At 35.8% G+C, this 18,070-nt stretch carries 16 protein-coding genes; 15 read left to right on the top strand and 1 reads right to left on the bottom strand.

What is annotated here, in order from left to right:
* Window positions 1-7 precede the first annotated feature (7 nt).
* On the bottom strand, window positions 8-835 hold the full coding sequence (locus FQ087_RS13150) for a hypothetical protein (RefSeq protein WP_149581048.1): 828 nt from the start codon (window positions 833-835) through the stop codon (window positions 8-10).
* A 140-nt stretch (window positions 836-975) separates the two neighbouring features.
* Here FQ087_RS13150 and FQ087_RS13145 point away from each other — a divergent pair, with 140 nt between their 5' ends.
* The 15 genes from FQ087_RS13145 to rffA all read left to right on the top strand — a co-directional run bounded on the left by FQ087_RS13145 (window position 976) and on the right by rffA (window position 18,054).
* The gene (locus FQ087_RS13145) at window positions 976-1,704 is read left to right on the top strand and encodes a YveK family protein (RefSeq protein ID WP_149581047.1); all 729 of its coding nucleotides are present in this window, start codon (window positions 976-978) and stop codon (window positions 1,702-1,704) included.
* Between the two features lies 1 nt (window position 1,705).
* Entirely contained in the window at window positions 1,706-2,416 is a 711-nt protein-coding gene (locus FQ087_RS13140; protein WP_149581046.1) for a CpsD/CapB family tyrosine-protein kinase, read from the top strand.
* A gap of 141 nt (window positions 2,417-2,557) precedes the next feature.
* Complete coding sequence (locus tag FQ087_RS13135) at window positions 2,558-3,325, top strand: tyrosine-protein phosphatase (RefSeq protein WP_149581045.1); 768 nt, start codon at window positions 2,558-2,560, stop codon at window positions 3,323-3,325.
* Between the two features lie 117 nt (window positions 3,326-3,442).
* Entirely contained in the window at window positions 3,443-5,272 is a 1,830-nt protein-coding gene (locus tag FQ087_RS13130; protein ID WP_149581044.1) for a polysaccharide biosynthesis protein, read from the top strand.
* 203 nt (window positions 5,273-5,475) lie between these two features.
* Window positions 5,476-7,200: a phospho-sugar mutase gene (locus tag FQ087_RS13125; protein ID WP_149581043.1), complete on the top strand. Its 1,725-nt coding sequence runs from the start codon at window positions 5,476-5,478 to the stop codon at window positions 7,198-7,200.
* Between the two features lie 407 nt (window positions 7,201-7,607).
* Entirely contained in the window at window positions 7,608-8,825 is a 1,218-nt protein-coding gene (locus tag FQ087_RS13120; protein ID WP_149581042.1) for a DegT/DnrJ/EryC1/StrS family aminotransferase, read from the top strand.
* Between the two features lie 14 nt (window positions 8,826-8,839).
* Entirely contained in the window at window positions 8,840-9,460 is a 621-nt protein-coding gene (locus FQ087_RS13115; RefSeq protein ID WP_149581041.1) for a sugar transferase, read from the top strand.
* Between the two features lie 22 nt (window positions 9,461-9,482).
* Complete coding sequence (locus FQ087_RS13110; protein ID WP_255452321.1) at window positions 9,483-10,217, top strand: GNAT family N-acetyltransferase; 735 nt, start codon at window positions 9,483-9,485, stop codon at window positions 10,215-10,217.
* The gene (locus FQ087_RS13105; RefSeq protein ID WP_188006743.1) at window positions 10,217-11,449 is read left to right on the top strand and encodes a glycosyltransferase family 4 protein; all 1,233 of its coding nucleotides are present in this window, start codon (window positions 10,217-10,219) and stop codon (window positions 11,447-11,449) included. Before FQ087_RS13110 ends, FQ087_RS13105 begins: the two co-directional genes overlap by 1 nt.
* A gap of 96 nt (window positions 11,450-11,545) precedes the next feature.
* Window positions 11,546-12,622 (top strand): glycosyltransferase family protein, encoded by a 1,077-nt coding sequence (locus FQ087_RS13100; RefSeq protein ID WP_149581038.1) that lies wholly within the window; start codon window positions 11,546-11,548, stop codon window positions 12,620-12,622.
* Window positions 12,623-12,677: 55 nt separating this feature from the next.
* Window positions 12,678-13,832, top strand: coding sequence for a glycosyltransferase family protein (locus FQ087_RS13095; RefSeq protein ID WP_149581037.1), 1,155 nt, complete (start codon window positions 12,678-12,680; stop codon window positions 13,830-13,832).
* Between the two features lie 105 nt (window positions 13,833-13,937).
* On the top strand, window positions 13,938-15,086 hold the full coding sequence (locus tag FQ087_RS13090) for an EpsG family protein (protein ID WP_149581036.1): 1,149 nt from the start codon (window positions 13,938-13,940) through the stop codon (window positions 15,084-15,086).
* Window positions 15,087-15,165: 79 nt separating this feature from the next.
* The gene (locus tag FQ087_RS13085) at window positions 15,166-16,233 is read left to right on the top strand and encodes a TDP-N-acetylfucosamine:lipid II N-acetylfucosaminyltransferase family protein (RefSeq protein ID WP_149581035.1); all 1,068 of its coding nucleotides are present in this window, start codon (window positions 15,166-15,168) and stop codon (window positions 16,231-16,233) included.
* 1 nt (window position 16,234) lies between these two features.
* A complete protein-coding gene (locus FQ087_RS13080) occupies window positions 16,235-16,921 on the top strand; it encodes a GNAT family N-acetyltransferase (protein WP_149581034.1) in 687 nt (228 codons plus the stop codon).
* On the top strand, window positions 16,918-18,054 hold the full coding sequence (rffA, locus tag FQ087_RS13075) for a dTDP-4-amino-4,6-dideoxygalactose transaminase (protein WP_149581033.1): 1,137 nt from the start codon (window positions 16,918-16,920) through the stop codon (window positions 18,052-18,054). The genes FQ087_RS13080 and rffA overlap by 4 nt, the downstream gene beginning before the upstream one ends.
* Window positions 18,055-18,070 lie beyond the last annotated feature (16 nt).

Here is an 18,070-nt window from a genome sequence, read left to right as displayed (position 1 = left end):
CCTCCAATTACTTTGCTACAAAATAGTGTGAGACTGCATTTGCCCAAACTTCGGAGCCGTCGCTAGTCGGCGAACTGTTTGCATCTAATAGATTTGGCAGCATTTCTGACTCTGAATCCATCCATTCGGTCCAATGGTTAATATAAGGGATGTCCATCGACGCAGCAAATGTTTGGAGCGCCTGTACTTCTTGTGGGTAAAAAATACCACGTGGAAGTGGTTGTGCCGGTTGAAGAACAAGTACCGAATCCCCTACGAAAGATTGGATTTTTTGTTGGAACACTTTGACGTGTTCATGTTGATCCTCAACTCTTACAACACCATTATTGGTTAATGTGAAAGGTTCGAATAGTACGACATCATAGCTCGAATCTATGCTAAATTCTTCATCCAGATTCTCTATAAATGTTGCAGATGAACCATCAAATGACTTCTCTGTAATGGTTATGAAATCACCATAAGCTTCTTTTAAAGACAACGTCAGCCGTTTGGAAAAGCCGGGGTTCCCACTAGTCATGAAGTCCGATCCTACAATGAGGAAATTCAGTGGTTTTCCAGCTTGCAAGCGACTTTTGAAAACGTTCTGAACCGAAGCATCTTGATTAGCCGTTAACGACAATAAACGTTCGACATCGAATTCAGATGTAACTGGTGAATCTGGCTTTTCTGTAACACCATCGCCCTTACTTTTCGAAACAGCTCCATTTGAAGGTTTTGATGCTTCAGCATCGTTGTGGAATGACGATAGCTTGTCTTTCCACAAGGAATAACTGCCAAGCAATAGAATGATACAGCCAATAAGAACTATGTAAGCCATAACTGTTTTTATATTCATTGGGCACTCCTTTCAAAAGTACTAATTAGTACGATTATGCCACAAATCTACAAGATTGCATATATAGTATTAAATTAATTGTGTTATAATGACGAAGCTTATCAAAATTTAGGGAAATGGTAAAGGAGAACAAATACATAATGGAAGAAACAATTAGTTTACAGGAGCTGTTTAAAACACTCCGAAAAAGGCTATCTCTTATTGCATTCATAACTGTAATTGCAATTACAATAAGCGGTGTCGTCAGTTTCTTGATTTTGACACCTATCTACCAGGCGTCGACACAAATTCTTATCACCCAGGCGAAACAAGAAACGACGTCAGTCAACGCTCAAGACATTCAAGCAAACTTGCAACTTATTAGTACATACAATGTCATCATTAAAAGCCCTACCATACTTTCAAAAGTGATAGAAGAGCTAGACTTGGATATGACAACTAGCAATTTAAATGAATACATTACAGTTGATAGTGTGCAAAACTCGCAAGTTGTAACCGTAGCTGTTGAAAATCCTGATCCACGTCAAGCAGTGGAAATTGCTAATACGATTGCTTCCGTTTTCCAAGAAGATATCATTAAGCTTATGAACGTCGACAACGTTACCATTCTCGCAAAAGCGGAACTAGCGGAAAATCCGTCACCCATTAACCCGAACCCGAAACTGAATATGGCAATCGCAGCAGTGATTGGTCTTATGCTCGGAGTAGGTGTTGCTTTTCTATTGGAATATCTGGATACGACGGTTAAAACGGAACAAGACATTGAAGATCTGCTGGGACTACCGATTCTCGGTTTAGTGAGTCCAATTTCAGATAAAGAGATTCAACAAACGAAAGTGCAAGTCGAACAAAGAAGGAGGAGGGTGTAATATGGTGGTGAAACGAAAGAAGAAACGAATTATCCAAACAGTCGCGCGTAAACTCGTGACAAACGCCAATCAAAAATCAATAGTAACGGAACAATTCCGTACACTTCGGACCAACATCAACTTCTCGATGCCAGACCGAGATTTAAGCACGCTTCTCTTTACTTCGGCTTCGCCGGGAGATGGAAAGTCCACGGTTGCAGCGAATACGGCTGTCGTATTCGCGCAAGAAGGCAAACGTGTACTTCTTGTCGATGCAGACATGCGGAAACCAACCGTTCACTATACATTCCACATGACAAATACACTTGGTCTTTCAAATCTATTAACCCGTAAAACAACTGTTTCAGATGTCGTGAAAATGAGCGAAATCGACAATTTGCATGTTATTACATGTGGACCGATTCCGCCAAATCCAGCGGAGTTACTAGCATCAGAGACGATGAATAAGGTGATGGAGGAAATGACAGGACTCTACGATATTGTCATTTTTGATGCACCTCCTGTCTTGTCGGTCACAGACGGACAAATCCTGTCCAATAAATGTCAAGGGACAATCCTTGTGTTAAGCGCTGGTGAAACCGAAAAAGGGGCCATCGTTAAAGCGAAAGACGCACTTATTTCGTCAAAAGCAAATATCCTTGGGGCTGTGCTGAACAATTTCACACTCGACAAGGATCATTATTACTCTCAATACTACGGGACTGACGAGTGAATGGGGAGTAATCCCTATTCTTTTTTTTGGTCATAAAACTATTATTCTACTATCATGACTAAGTGACTAATTTGAGATTTAGCGTCTAGACTTTTATACTATTATTCTTTCTAACTATCTAATTGTAAGTGGGGGAAAAAGATGATTGATATGCATGCACATATCCTTTCGGGCGTAGATGATGGCCCGGAAACACTATCCGAATCGTTGGAACTAATTGAAGTGGCTATTGCCGAGGGAATTACCGATATAATTGCAACACCACATGCTTATAATCCACACTATAATGTGCCAAAACAGGTAGTACTTGAAAAAATCAAGCTGTTATCGAAAGAAATAAAAAAGCGGGACTTAGCGATTCAATTACATGCTGGACAGGAAATAAGAATTCAAGAGTCCACTATTGAAAAGTTGCACAGTGGTGAAGCCCTTACGCTCGCAAATTCGAAGTATGTATTACTCGAACTCCCTTCATCAGGGATTCCCGCATATACGGTACAAATCATCCAAGGTATTTTGAATTTAAACAAAGTGCCGATCATCGCCCATCCAGAAAGAAACCGTGCGATCGCTGAAAAGCCAAGCCGTCTTGAACGACTCGTTAGTCATGGCGCATTATCCCAAGTGACAGCTGGCAGTCTTGCAGGACACTTCGGTAAATCGGTACAAAGGCTGTCATTGCAACTCGTCGAAGCGAATCTTGTCCATGCCTATGGTTCTGATGTACATAATGCAGTCAAACGTCCGTTTCTTTACGGTAAGGGTCTTGATTTTCTAGAAAAACACAAACATCATGACCAAGTGGATATTTTACTTGAAAACAATGCTCGAATCTTGACGAATGAAGATTTAATTTTGTTGGAACCAGGTATAGTTGAATGTAAAAAATGGTGGCATTTAATTGGATAGTGGGATACTGTTAGACTATTATACTAGTTTTACAGAAAAAATAAAATACGATTTATTGGAAGTGAGAAAAAAGTCTCATTTTCGGCAATGCACTCAATAAAAAGAAAGGGGCCCCTAATGACAATAAAAAAAAGAATGACGTTGTTGTTTGTTGTCGACTCACTCATCGTTCTATTCTCGATCTACATCGGTTATTTCATATTGCATCCAAACATCAATGTATTTGCAAACAAGATGCTGCTCATCAGCGTCATTGCAATCCAGATTGCGCACCACACCTTCGCATGGCATTATGGGCTCTATCGAAAAGCATGGTCCTACGCATCAATCGGTGAACTGAAATCGATTTTCAAAGCCGTGACATTAACGATTGCGGTTGTTGCAACTGTCCAATTTGCTATCTCTCAAGATATTTACCTTCGAGCACTCTCCCTTACATGGATGCTACATATTCTACTAATCGGTGGTTCGAGATTATCGTGGCGGCTTATGCGAGATACGGTCAATCTTCATAATGGGGCCGAATCAAAACGAACAATGGTCATCGGTGCAGGACAAGCTGGCAGTATGATCGTGCGACAAGTGCTTCAAAACCCTGAATCTGGCATGAAACCCATCCTTTTTGTAGATGATGATCATGCGAAACATGGACTCGAAATATTTGGGTTGAAAGTAGTCGGTGATACGAAAGATATTCCCGACATTGTCAAAGAACAGACAATCGAGAAAATTGTTATAGCCATTCCATCTATGGCTAAACATCAAATGGCTGAATTAATGAAACTTTGTATTGAAACCGGTATCCAAACACAAACGATTCCACGCATTGAAGACTTAATGACAGGCAAAGTGTCCGTCAATGATATGCAAGACGTGAAAATCGAAGACTTGTTGGGTAGAGATGAAGTCCAACTCGATTTAAAAGCAATCGCGGACAAGATCACAGGTAGAACAATACTTGTCACAGGTGCGGGTGGCTCCATTGGATCGGAAATTTGTCGACAAGTAAGTGAATTTTGGCCAAGTCGGTTGATACTAGTAGGTCATGGAGAAAGCTCTATCTACAATATAGACATGGAACTGCGACAAAAAGTTTCAACACATACAGAAATAATACCAATTATTGCAGACGTCCAAGATCGGATGCGTATTTTCGACATCGTTAGCGAGTATAAGCCGGATGTTATGTACCATGCAGCTGCGCATAAACATGTTCCTTTAATGGAAGCAAACCCAATGGAAGCTGTTAAGAATAATATTTTCGGCACGAAGAATGTTGCGGAAGCAGCAGATACATTTGGCGTTCCGTACTTCGTAATGGTTTCAACGGACAAAGCAGTCAATCCACCCAATATCATGGGTGCTACGAAACGTTTCGCTGAAATGATTGTTCAAAACCTTGCGAAAAAAAGCGAAACCAAATTCGCGGCTGTGAGATTTGGCAATGTATTAGGTTCAAGAGGAAGTGTTGTTCCTTTGTTTAAGCAACAAATTGCAAAAGGTGGTCCGATTACGATTACCGATCCTGAGATGACTCGATACTTTATGACGATTCCGGAAGCTTCACGACTTGTGATCCAGGCGGGGACACTTGCAGCAGGTGGAGAAGTATTTGTGCTTGATATGGGTGAGCCGGTGAAAATTGTGGATTTGGCAAAGAACCTGATCAAGTTGTCTGGGTATAGTGAGGAAGAGATTGGGATTGCGTACTCAGGAATACGGCCTGGGGAGAAGTTGTTTGAAGAGTTATTGAATGAGAATGAACGGCAGAGTGAGTATGTATTTCCGAAGATTTTTATTGGGAAGGCTGAGCCGGTTAGTGGGTTGGAGATGGAGTTTGTGATTGGTAAGCTTCTTGAGATGGATAATAGGGAGCTGAAGGAAACGCTTATTGGGCTAGCCAATCGGAAGGTTCCTGTGGTTACAAAGAATTTTACGACTGTTTAATAGGAACAGAAAAAAGAAGAGTAGGTCATACATAGAGATAGCCCAATAGAATCGCTCAGGGCATGCCTCCCACAATAAGCCGGAGCCAGTCTTATTGCTTCGGCTACCCCCTGTACGGCGCCTGCACTTGATTCAAATTGCACCGGGTGGCAGCGCCTGGCACCCCTAATAGAGTATGTCTGTTTTTGATAGGAGAATGACAAATGCAATGGAAATCAAAGTTGAATCAGTGGATAGAGCAACTACCTAAGGAAGACAGCTTACGATTAGAGTTATTGCGAAATCTGCATGATGAAAAGTTGATGGAAGACAGTTTTTACAAAGAGTTAGCGTTCGGCACTGGTGGAATGCGTGGAATCATTGGTCCAGGCACGAATCGAATGAACATCTATACAGTTCGAAAAGTAGCAGCAGGTCTATCACACTATATTGTTGAACAAGGTAAAGATGCTAAGGATCGTGGTGTGGTCATTGCCTATGATTCCAGGCATATGTCTCCAAAGTTTGCGCTTGAAGTAGCGAAAACTGTCGGAAGTCAGGGAATTAAGGTCTATTTGTTCGATGAATTGCACCCAACTCCGGTATTGTCATTTGCTGTTAGGTACTTACATGCACTTGCAGGGATTGTAATCACTGCAAGTCATAATCCACCCGAATATAATGGTTTAAAAATATATGCAGAAGACGGTGCGCAGTTACCTCCTGATGCAGCTGACATAATTGTTCAACAAATGAACAAAATTGATTGTGAATTGACGATTGAAGTTAGTAGTGAAGACAAACTCATAGAAGAAGGGTTCCTTACAACTATCGGTGAACAGATAGACCATGCGTATAATGACGCGTTAGGTACCATTCTACTGAGCCAAAAAAATCAAGATAAAGAGCTATCTATTGTCTACACAGCCTTACACGGTACAGGGAATAAGCCTGTTCGTATTGCATTTTCATCATATGGCTTTACTAATGTAACGATTGTAAAAGAACAAGAAAACTCAGACCCTGACTTTTCGACGGTTCAGTTTCCGAACCCCGAAGAGCACGCCGCATTTGAATTAGCCATACAGTATGGCAAGAAAGTCGATGCGGATGTCTTACTGGCAACGGACCCTGATGCGGACCGACTCGGCGTGGCAGTGAAGAACGAATCAGGTGACTATGTTGTCCTAACAGGCAATCAAACTGGAGCATTGATGCTCCATTACTTACTTGAGCAGAAACAGAACAAGGGTAACTTGCCCGCTAATGGCGTGGTGATGAAAACGATTGTCACTTCTGAGTTGGGACGTAAAATCGCTTCTAACTTTGGTATGAAGACAATTGACACACTAACAGGGTTTAAGTTTATTGCTGAAAAGATTAATGAATTTGAGCAAACAAATGAGTACTCCTTCCTTTTTGGTTATGAAGAAAGTTACGGCTATTTAATCGGAGATTTCGTACGAGATAAAGATGCAGTTCAGTCAGCTGTCTTCGTGGCAGAAGTCGCAGCTCACTATAAATCGCAAGGAAAGACATTATACGAAGGACTAATGGACTTATTTGAACGATTTGGTTATCACCAAGAGTCTACACGGTCTGTAACGTTAACAGGAAAAGATGGAGCACAACAAATCGAAAGAATTCTAGCATCCTTCCGAAATCATCCACCTACAGATGTGAATGGTGTAGCGGTAGCGGTCATCGAGGACTACGCAGCTAGTGAAACGCTGGAGGTGGTCACTGGATTGAAAACTGCGATTGAGTTACCTAAGTCGAATGTACTGAAATATAAACTTACGGATGGATCGTGGTTTTGTATACGCCCATCGGGTACAGAGCCGAAGTGTAAGGTGTATTTCTCGGTGACGGGTGAGTCGATGGAAAGTAGTAGCGAGAAGTTAGTGGCTCTAGAGAATGCGGTTATGGGAAGTCTACAAAAGAAGTAATAATGTTCCCGGTGAAGATACTCATCGGGATGAAATTGTATAGCCTTCAGTTCAAGAGGGACGAACAAAACAGGGTGAGATTTTTGTGAATGAAACACTCTAAGGAGACTGTTCCATCGTATATTGTAATTATGGGAAGGCCCGCTTTGACTCCTGAGATCTTCTTATACTTAGAAAATCAGAAGACTGGAGTAGTTGGAGATTTCCAATTGACGTATGTGATTCAAAAGTTTAAATCAAATTCAGTGTTTGTTTGCTTAGTAGGTATACAGATTAGTGTGATTTTGTATTTGGAAGGTTAGTAGTTTGTTTGGATAGGTGAACTCTGGGATCCAATTAAGTACTAAACTGCTATTAAAGTTTTTTAATTCTAAAAATCAATACTTGAAAAAAGCGAGGTAAATACAATGATTAATAATAAATTAAAAAATATATCTTTCTCACCTCCGGATATTACGGATGCAGAGATTGAGGAAGTAACTAAAGCAATGAAGTCTGGTTGGATTACAACTGGACCCAGAACAAAAGAGTTTGAAAAAAGAATAGCTGATTATGTTGGTACAAATAAGGCAGCATGCTTAAATTCTGCAACAGCTGCTATGGAACTTACCCTTCGTATTTTAGGTATTGGACCTGGCGATGAAGTTATCACTTCAGCATATACATATACGGCAACTGCTTCTGTTATAGATCATGTAGGAGCAAAAATTGTACTAGTTGATACTGCAACAGATTCTTTTGAGATGGATTATTCAAAACTTGCGGATGCCATTACAGATAAGACAAAAGCTATTATACCTGTAGATATAGGCGGTAAAATGTGTAATTACGATACCTTATACGAGATAGTAGAGAGTAAAAGAGAATTATTTAATTCTAATAGTGAACTTCAATCATTATTTAATAGAGTCATTATTATGACTGATGCTGCTCATGCTTTTGGTGCTGAAAGGCATGGTAAGAAATGTGGACAAGTTGCAGATTTTACTTGCTACTCATTCCATGCAGTTAAGAATTTAACAACAGCTGAAGGTGGTGCTGCTGTTTGGCGAAATGATGTAGGATTAGATGATGAATGGCTTTATAAACAATATATGCTGTATAGTCTTCATGGCCAATCTAAAGATGCATTGGCAAAAACACAAATTGGTGCATGGGAATATGACATTATGTATCCTGCTTATAAGTGTAATATGACTGATATAATGGCTGGGTTTGGTTTGGTACAGTTAAATAGATACGAGAATTTATTAAAAAGACGTAAAGAAATTATTGAGATGTATGATACAGCTCTTTTACTATCAGGGATTCAAAGTTTGCAGCATTATGGTGAGGACTTTGCTTCCTCAGGACATCTTTATTTAGCTAGGATACCGGGTATTAATGAAAACCGGAGAAATGAAATAATAGTTAAGATGGCAGAAGCTGGGGTTGCGTCTAATGTTCACTACAAACCGCTACCTATGTTTACAGCGTATAAGAATTTGGGATTTGATATTAAGGATTATCCTAATGCATTTGATGTTTATCAGAATGAGATTACATTGCCACTTCATACTTTATTGAGTAATGAAGATGTGAAATATGTTATTGAAACTTTTAAAAAGGTAATGAACGAAGTTTAAGGTAGGGTGTAGGTATGTATAAAAATTTATTGAAAAGAGTATTTGATTTAATACTAGCAATAATAGCTCTGCCATTTTGGTTAATCATCTTGGTTATTATAGGACCGATTATTTATTTTCAAGATAAAGGTTCAATATTTTATAATGCTCCACGGTTAGGTAAGAACGGGGAAATATTTAAGATGTACAAATTACGTTCCATGAAATTAAATGCACCTGACTTAAGAAATGAAGATGGATCAACTTTTAATGCAGAAGACGACCCAAGACTAACAAAAATCGGGATTTTCATTCGTAAGACAAGCTTAGATGAGACCCCACAACTATTAAATATTATTAAGGGCGACATGAGCATAATTGGTCCGAGACCAGATTTACCAGAGCATAGTGAATTATACCAGGGTAATGAAGAACGGAAACTAGAAGTTAAACCTGGTGTTACTGGGTATAACCAAGCGTACTTTAGGAACACTGTACCTTGGAAAGAAAGAATTCAAAATGATATTTATTATATAGACCATTTGTCGTGGTGGCTCGATGTTAGAATATTCTTTAAAACAGCGGGATCTGTTTTGAAACGTGAGGATGTATTTGTAACTGATAAAAGTACTAAATCAAACAATTCCGGTTTGTGATTGAAAAAGGATGGGTCGTCTTATGGGAGGAAATGTAGAAAACAATGTGGAGTTTTATGACTTGAAATGGGATGCAGAGTTTTTTGGTATTACTTGTGCCAAAGTCATTCTGAATAAACCGCTAAATCCACATGAATGGGAAGAGTTGAAAACTAAGTTTAATGAATATCAGTTTTTATCTATTGTAAATAATAATTCAGAGCCTGTTAATGCACAGATAATCGGCAAGGATACTTCAGCGTTTTTAGCAGACGTGAACATCCAGTTCATGAAAAAAGTAGAAGATTCACATGAGGTACCCGTGAATATAACAGTTCATCGTGCACTAGAAAGAAACAATCAGGTCATTGAAATGGCAGATTTTAAATTTTCGAAGTTTACAGAGGATCCTGAATTAGCTATGCGTGGAGGAGACAAACTTTATCGTCAGTGGCTAATAAATTCATTTGATAATCAGGATAAGTTTTTTGCGTTATCTAATGATGAACATGGTAGAATTAATGGTTTTCTATTACATTCGTATTCGGATAATGCTTGTATAATCGAGCTTATTGCTGTATCGAAAACCGTCACTAAAAGTGGTCTTGGTACCAGCTTATTCAAAGCATTAGAATATACAGCATATCAACGTGGCATAAATGAAATTAGAGTTGGTACCCAAGTTAGAAATATGGGTGCAATTAACTTTTATCATAAAGTTGGATGTAAACAGGTTGGCTGCCATCAAGTTTACCATTTATGGAAGGGAAATGTTTAATGAAAAAAATTATTACTATTAATCATTATGGAGTAACACCTGATATGCCAGGTCCCACAAAAAACTATGAGATGTCAAAGTTTTTTGCTGATAATTATAACTGTAAATCAGAGTTTTGGATTTGTGGATATAGTCATTACATAGGAAAGATGGATAAGAGTCTAGGTAAACTTAAACTTCAATCTGAAAAACAACTAAATAATTTCTCTATAGTCAAAATAAAAAGTACTCCATACAAAAAAAGTTCTTTGATGAGACAATTAAATATAACAGTGTTTGATTTAATAACAGCTATTAAAATTTTATTCTCTAAAAATATAGATTATATTATCATTACTATCCCGCCTGTTACGATTTTTAGTGTTATAGCTGCAAAGATTAGAAAGATAAAATTAGTCGCTGATGTAGAAGATCTTTGGCCTTTATTTTTAGAAGATATGGGCATGAAAAATAAACTAGTAATTAAGTATATGAATTTTGCGGCAGATTACCTCTATAACTCCGCTGATGGCATTGCGGCTGTATCTGAAGGAATGCTAACCTATGTTAAAGAAAAGGTCGATTCAAAGCCAATGTGGATATCTCCATTGGGTGTAAATACTGAAAGTTATTTTAACAAAGCACTGGATGATTCATTAATTGAGAATAAAGAGTGGAAGAATGATTTTAAGATTATGTATTTAGGAGTACATGGCAAAGCAAACAACTTAAGCGCTGTATTAAATACGGTTAAAGATTTTAATGACAAAAGCCAAAACAATATAACGGACAAAAAAGTTTCATTTATCTTCATTGGTGACGGCGAACAAAAAGCAAATTTAATTGAGTTAACTAAACAATTAGGTTTGAGCAATGTTTATTTTGAAAATCCTGTTCCAGGAGATCTTGTTCCTGATTACTTGGTACATGCCGATATATGTTTAACTAATTTAATGAAAATAGAGAGTTTTAAACTTGTAAGACCTAATAAGTTGTTTCAATATATGGCTCTAGGAAAACCAATTGTTTCAGGAATCTGGGGAGAATTTCAGGATATTATAGAGGAGGTAGGATCCGGTGTATATGTAGATTTTAATCATCATGAAGAAGCAAGTTTAAAATTACATGAATTGATTTCTAACGATGACTTATTGAAAAGCATGGGAGATAAAGGAATGGAGTATATCGAAAATCATGGTGACAGGAAAAAAATATTCACAGATTTCTATAACCATTTAGTTGAGGATCTTTGATGGTTTATCCGAACTGCTAAGGAATGTAACTTCTATAGCAGATGTACTTGGAAGTCCAATAAATGATTGAGAAAATAACTTACGTAGGAGCAAAAAATGATTGGGATAATTTATATTGGTTCAATTAACCGTTGTCCATATTTGAAAAATTATACAAACTGTCTAGATGAACTAGCCATTGATTATGAAATCATATCATGGGATAGATCTGAGAATACTCAAGCAGAAGTAGTAGAGTCGAATGCTCAAGCGCATCATGTGTTTAAGCATCCTTCAAAAGAACAACGATCACCGATTTATAAAATTGCTGACTTCTATCGTTTTAGAAAATATGCAAAAAAAATTATTCATAATAAGAACTATGAAAAGTTAGTTGTTTTAACGACGATGTCAGGGGTCGTGATTTTAAAAGAGCTTTGTAATCAATATAAAAATAAATACATTTTTGATTATAGAGATGCAAGTTTTGAATTTTTCAAACCCTTTAAATCAATTTTAAAGAAAATAGTTATTAATTCGTCTTTCACGAGCATATCGTCTAAGGGATTTCTTGAAGTTCTACCGGAATATGATAATTATGTTATGGCCCATAACTGTTCAAGTTTTGAAACGCTAACAAGCAATAACCAGATTGGAAATTCAAAGGTAGTTGTGGGGTATATAGGCGGTCTAAGAGAGTCAGATTATATGAAGTCCTTAATGGATATTTTCGGGAATGATAACCGATTTGAATTTATTGCCCATGGTGGGGGTGAAAATCTTCAAGAATTAAAGGATTACTCGGCTGGCATGAATAATGTTATTTTTACGGGCGAGTATTCAGAAACTCAGAAAAAAGACTTGATAAAAGGGCTACATCTTATTTGCTATAATTACCCGGAGTCCTTCATTAACAATCTAGCTTTAGCAAATAAATTTTATGATGGCTTATTGTATAGAAAGCCATTTCTTGGAAACATAAATACGTATTCGGGTAAATTAATAAAAAGTAATGATGTGGGTATAAGTTTAGATCTTAAAGATAAAGAATACAAAAACAAACTATATGATTATTACATAAATCACAATCCACAAGCATTTGAAAAGAGGTGCGATTTATTACTATCGGAAATCAAGGACGAGAATAAGGTTTATCAGAAGAATATTAAAGACTTTTTTATGAATGAAATCTAAACGTAGAAGCTGAATAACTATAAAATACTATATTCGTGGGGTTGAGGAAAGAAAAATGAAAGTACTATTCATTTGTATGTTTCCTGTTGAAGCAAATAATTCGGCCATGATGAGAAATCTAGCATTGGTAAATGGATTATTATCTAATAAGTGTGAAGTAGATTTTGTAACGATCACTGCGAGTGAAAATGTGCAGGCTGTTAATAAAAATGAAAAATTAGATGGATTTAATATTATTAAGTTAAAGGGAAATGATTTATATAATACGGTTACGTCTGTAAAAAATGGTGGGAAGAGTGTATTCAAAAGTCTAGCAATTTCAATTTTACGTAAAGTGTATCATAAAGTAACGATCTATGATCACACATTAAAAATTGCTCAACAAATTGATATAAATAGATTGAATCAAAAAGAATATGATTTGGTAATATCTTCATCTGACCCTAAAACTTCTCATATTGCAGCAATTAATTTGATGAACCAAGGTTTAAAATATAAAAAGTGGATTCAGTATTGGGGAGACCCAATGGCGATGGATATAACGAACCGTAGCATATATCCTAATTTATATTTGCGCAGTATTGAGCGGAAGTTATTGAAAGATGCAGATCAGATTATCTATGTATCCCCCTGCACATATGAAGCACAGAAACAGACATTCCCTGAGTTAGCTGAAAAAATGAGCTTTGTTCCAATTCCTTATAGAGAACAAAGAATCTATCCAGAAACTAAGAATGCGAAATTTCTAATTGGTTATTTTGGAGCATATATGAAAATATCTAGAAATCTAGAACCACTTTATACTACATGTGATCATTTGCGACAAAATATAGATTTAATCATCATGGGAGAATCTGATTGTGAATTTGCTGAAAAAGAAAATATCACTGTATATCCAAGAGGTAATATTTCAGAATATGAAGCAAAAGCAGATCTCCTAGTATGTGTATTAAATAAGGTTGGAACACAAATACCAGGGAAGATTTATCACTATGCTGCGACAAATAAGCCCATACTGATTATACTTGATGGTGAAAATAAAGAAACAATTAGAACTTACTTAGAACCATATAATAGATACATTTTTTGTGAGAATAACAAAGAAGATATTGAGCGAATCATAAAAGAAATCATTGAGCACCCAGTTCAATACAATCCGTGCAAAGCTTTTGATTCCAGAATGATTGCTGAACGAATTTTAGAATTATAAAAAAACCGTATAGTCAGAAATTATCTTTTTGCGTAACGGACAGTAGTGGTTTAGGGGAAAGAAATTCAGTACTTCGGTGAATATAATGTTAAGGAATGGTTTTAAATGAGAATACTTTTAGACATATTTCTACTATTTTCGATTATTGGTATTGTATTTATATTGAGTTTTATGGAAAAGAAAATTAGATTCAATATAAAGAAGAAGATTATTTTATGTTTAGTAGTACTTATTGCATTAGTTTGTGGAAATAAAGTTATTGGTTTAGATCATGAAAATTACGAAAATATGTTTATAAATACAGATACGGTTAATTTAAACTTAGATCTTTTTAAAAATATGTTCGATAATCATTTAGAACCAGGATTTATCATTTTAATTTCTATCATAAAGGATATGGGACTAGGAACTCAATTTTTCTTTTTTATAAGTGCCATTATACCGTTATATTTAATTTACTTAATAATAATTGGTAAAGAAAAAACACTTCCGTTTTTCACGTTATTATTATTTTTACTGATGAACTTACTGAGAGGTCCTGTTGATACGATCAGACATTTTTTTGCTGCAGCTATATATTTAAGTGCTATATATTCTCTCTCTAAGGATAGGAATTCAAGATTTTATTTAAAAAGTTCAATCTCTACGTTATTTCATTACTCGAACGTTGCCATTTTCTTAATCCGCCCTTTTTTGAAGATGAAGTGGACAATTAAAAGTTATGTAATCAGTATTGTTACACTTGGAATACTTGCGTTTGCTAGTAAAAACATAATACAGAATTACATATCAGACCTTGTTTTTACAAGTCCTATTTTAATCAAGTTCCAATATTACCTGGTTTATAGTAGCGACGACATTAACTTTATGAATAACTTACATGAAGTACTATGGTATCTGTTTACATATTCCATAGTCGTGTTAATAGTAGTAGTTAATATACTTGCTTTGAGGTATAGAAAAAGTATAGAACAAGATAAATTTTATTTTCTATTATTGAACTCCCAAATAATAGGTAGTATCCTTGTTTTGGTATTAACGGCATTTAACGCTGAAAACTTTGGATTAAGATTGAATTATTTGTTTAGTATGGGCAGCTTTTTCATCGTTAAAGAACTAATATTTAAATATTTAACAAAGAAAAATCAAATAGTATTTATACTATTTATTATTTATCTTTGTTTATATAACATCATTATTATTTTATACTTTGCGGGTGTTTATTCACCGTTTAGTAGGTTTAGGCTAGTCTAACAGCGTATGGTATATATAACATCTGAAATTTAGACATTATATTATGTAAACATCAAGTGATTTTGTAAAGGAGTTTTTTATGAAACATCTACATATTACAAATACTGAAAAATTTATAGAACCTTATATAAAATTTGTGAATTTAAATTTCGGATTTAGTGAACATCAATTTTTTTGTTTTAAGACCACTGCAACCGATCATATTAAAAATCGATATGCCAATTTGATTAAATTTGATAAAGTTGCTTGGAATATACCGTTTTTGAAAGCTTTATATGCAGTAGATCGAGTCTACTTACATGGTCTATTCGATATACGAATTGTAGTGGCCCTTTTTTTTCAACCATGGCTATTAAGAAAATGTTATTGGATTGTTTGGGGTGCGGATTTATACGTTTATCAACAACCCCGTCCAACCATTAAAGCAAAGGTGAAAGAGTTTATAAGGGCATCTGTAATAAAAAGGATGAGTGGTCTGATAACTCATATTAAGGGGGATTATGAATTAGCAAAAGAATGGTATGGTGTGAAAGGGAAATATTACTATTCCTTTTTGTATCCAAGTAATTTATATACAGATATCCCCATTAGTAAGACAACTGAAGATGCAATCATTACTCACATCCAAGTAGGTAACTCCGCGGATCCATCAAACAATCATTTAGAGGTATTTGAAAAACTAAACACTTTAAAGCTTGATAATATCCATATTATTTGCCCCCTATCTTATGGTGACAAGGAATATGCAGAAAAAGTAGTGCAAAGTGGAAAAAAGTTATTCGGCGACAATTTTGAACCGATTTTAAATTTCATGTCATTTGACAAGTATTTAAATATCCTTTCTAAAATTGATGTTGCTATATTTAATCATAATCGACAGCAGGCAGTTGGAAATATTACGACATTACTTGGTTTAGGGAAGAAAGTTTATATTCGTGAAGATATTACAACGTGGGATTATTGCATAGACCATAAATTAAAAATCTATAGTATTACTGACGATATTGATTTTCTTCTAACTCCAATGAAAGAAACTGATCGCATATCTAATATTGAAAATACTGAAAAGTGTTTTTCTGAAAATAAACTAGTAGAATGCTGGAGATATATATTTAAATACAATAATTCTTCTAGAGAGAAGGTGTAATATGCGGAAATTGGATTGGGATTCAGACTTTTGGGGGATAGATATTTTTCATCTTGATGTAAATGAGAATAGTGAATTCGAATTACCAAATAAGAAAAACTTTATTGTTCAATCTTTATGCGAGATAAGTGATGTATCTTCTATCAATATGTTAGAAAGAAGAGGTTTTTCTTTTAAAGAAAGTAAAATAACTTTGCAGAAAAATAAGTTTGACGAAGTTGTGATGAATAATTCTGATTTTCAGAATTTATCAAAGGAGAACTTGGAACCTTGTGAAAATATTTACTTTGAGCTATTTGGAGGAAATTCAAGGTTTGATATTTTTTCGAAAGAAAAAGTAAATGAGTTTTATTATTTATGGATGATAAACAGTATAGCTGGCAAGATGGACGATGCATGCATTGGATATTTTAGTAGTAATGAGTTGTCTGGATTTGTTACTTATCGTATTCGTGAATCTGAGGTTGAAATTGGTCTATTGGGAGTTCTACCAGACTTCCAAGGTCAAGGTATCTCTCAATTACTTTTAAATTATGTAGACGAAGTCGCTATTAAAAATAATATACAGACTGTTGTGATTTCTACTCAAGGGACCAATATAAATGCAGTAAATGCATATATTAAAAATGGTTATAGAATTCATAGTATTAATCATTGGTACTATTATATAAAAGGAGCAGTAAAATGATTCCATTTAATGTCCCACCCTATGTTGGGAAAGAACAAGATTATATAAAACAAGCAATTGAAAGTAATCGGAAAATAAGTGGAGATGGCTTTTTTACGGGGAAATGTAATTCTTGGTTTGAAGAGACATTTAATACGCCCAAATCGCTTTTAACAACTTCATGTACACATGCATTAGAGATGGCAGCCATTTTAATCGATACCCAACCAGGTGATGAGATTATTGTGCCATCATACACATTTGTATCGACGGTTAACGCATTTGTTCTTAGGGGAGCAAAAATTATATTTGTTGATGTTCGCCCGGATACGATGAATATAGACGAAACCTTAATTGAGGCTGCTATTTCAGATAAGACAAAAGCCATTGTTCCTGTTCATTATGCAGGTGTAGCTTGTGAAATGGATACCATCATGGAGATTGCTAAGCGCCATAACCTATATGTAATTGAGGATGCAGCGCAAGGAGTAATGTCTACATATAAAGGTAAAGCCTTGGGAACAATAGGTGATCTTGGTTGCTTTAGTTTTCATGAGACAAAAAACTATTCGATGGGTGAAGGTGGAGCACTACTCATCCAAAACGAAAAATTTATGGAGAGAGCTGAGATTATCCGCGAAAAAGGAACAAATCGTAGCAGATTTATTCGTGGACAAGTTGACAAATATACATGGGTTGATATTGGTAGCTCATATCTACCAAGTGAGCTAAATGCAGCTTATTTGTTTGCTCAGTTAGAAGAAGCCGATATGATTAACAATCAGCGTCTTAATAGTTGGGATTTATACTATAGCGCCTTAATGGGGCTTGAGAAGGAAGGTTATGTTAGACTTCCGGTTGTTCCAGAGATGTGTGAACACAATGCCCACATGTTTTATATCAAGTGCAGGGATCTTAACGAGAGAACAGCACTTATTGAATACTTAAAAGAAAAAGGCGTTCAAACTGTATTTCACTATATCCCACTGCATACAGCTGAGGCAGGATTGAAATACGGTGAATTTTACGGGGAAAATATCCATACAACGATTGAAAGTGAACGTTTACTGCGATTACCTTTATTCTATGGCTTGGAAGAAGCTCATATTTTATCAGTTGTAGATTTACTCAAATCTTTCTATTTCAAAAGGTGAATTTAAAAAAAGAAGG

This window comes from Sporosarcina sp. ANT_H38 (genome assembly GCF_008369195.1).
GTDB lineage: Bacteria > Bacillota > Bacilli > Bacillales_A > Planococcaceae > Sporosarcina.
This window is presented reverse-complemented; position numbering and strand designations above follow the sequence as displayed.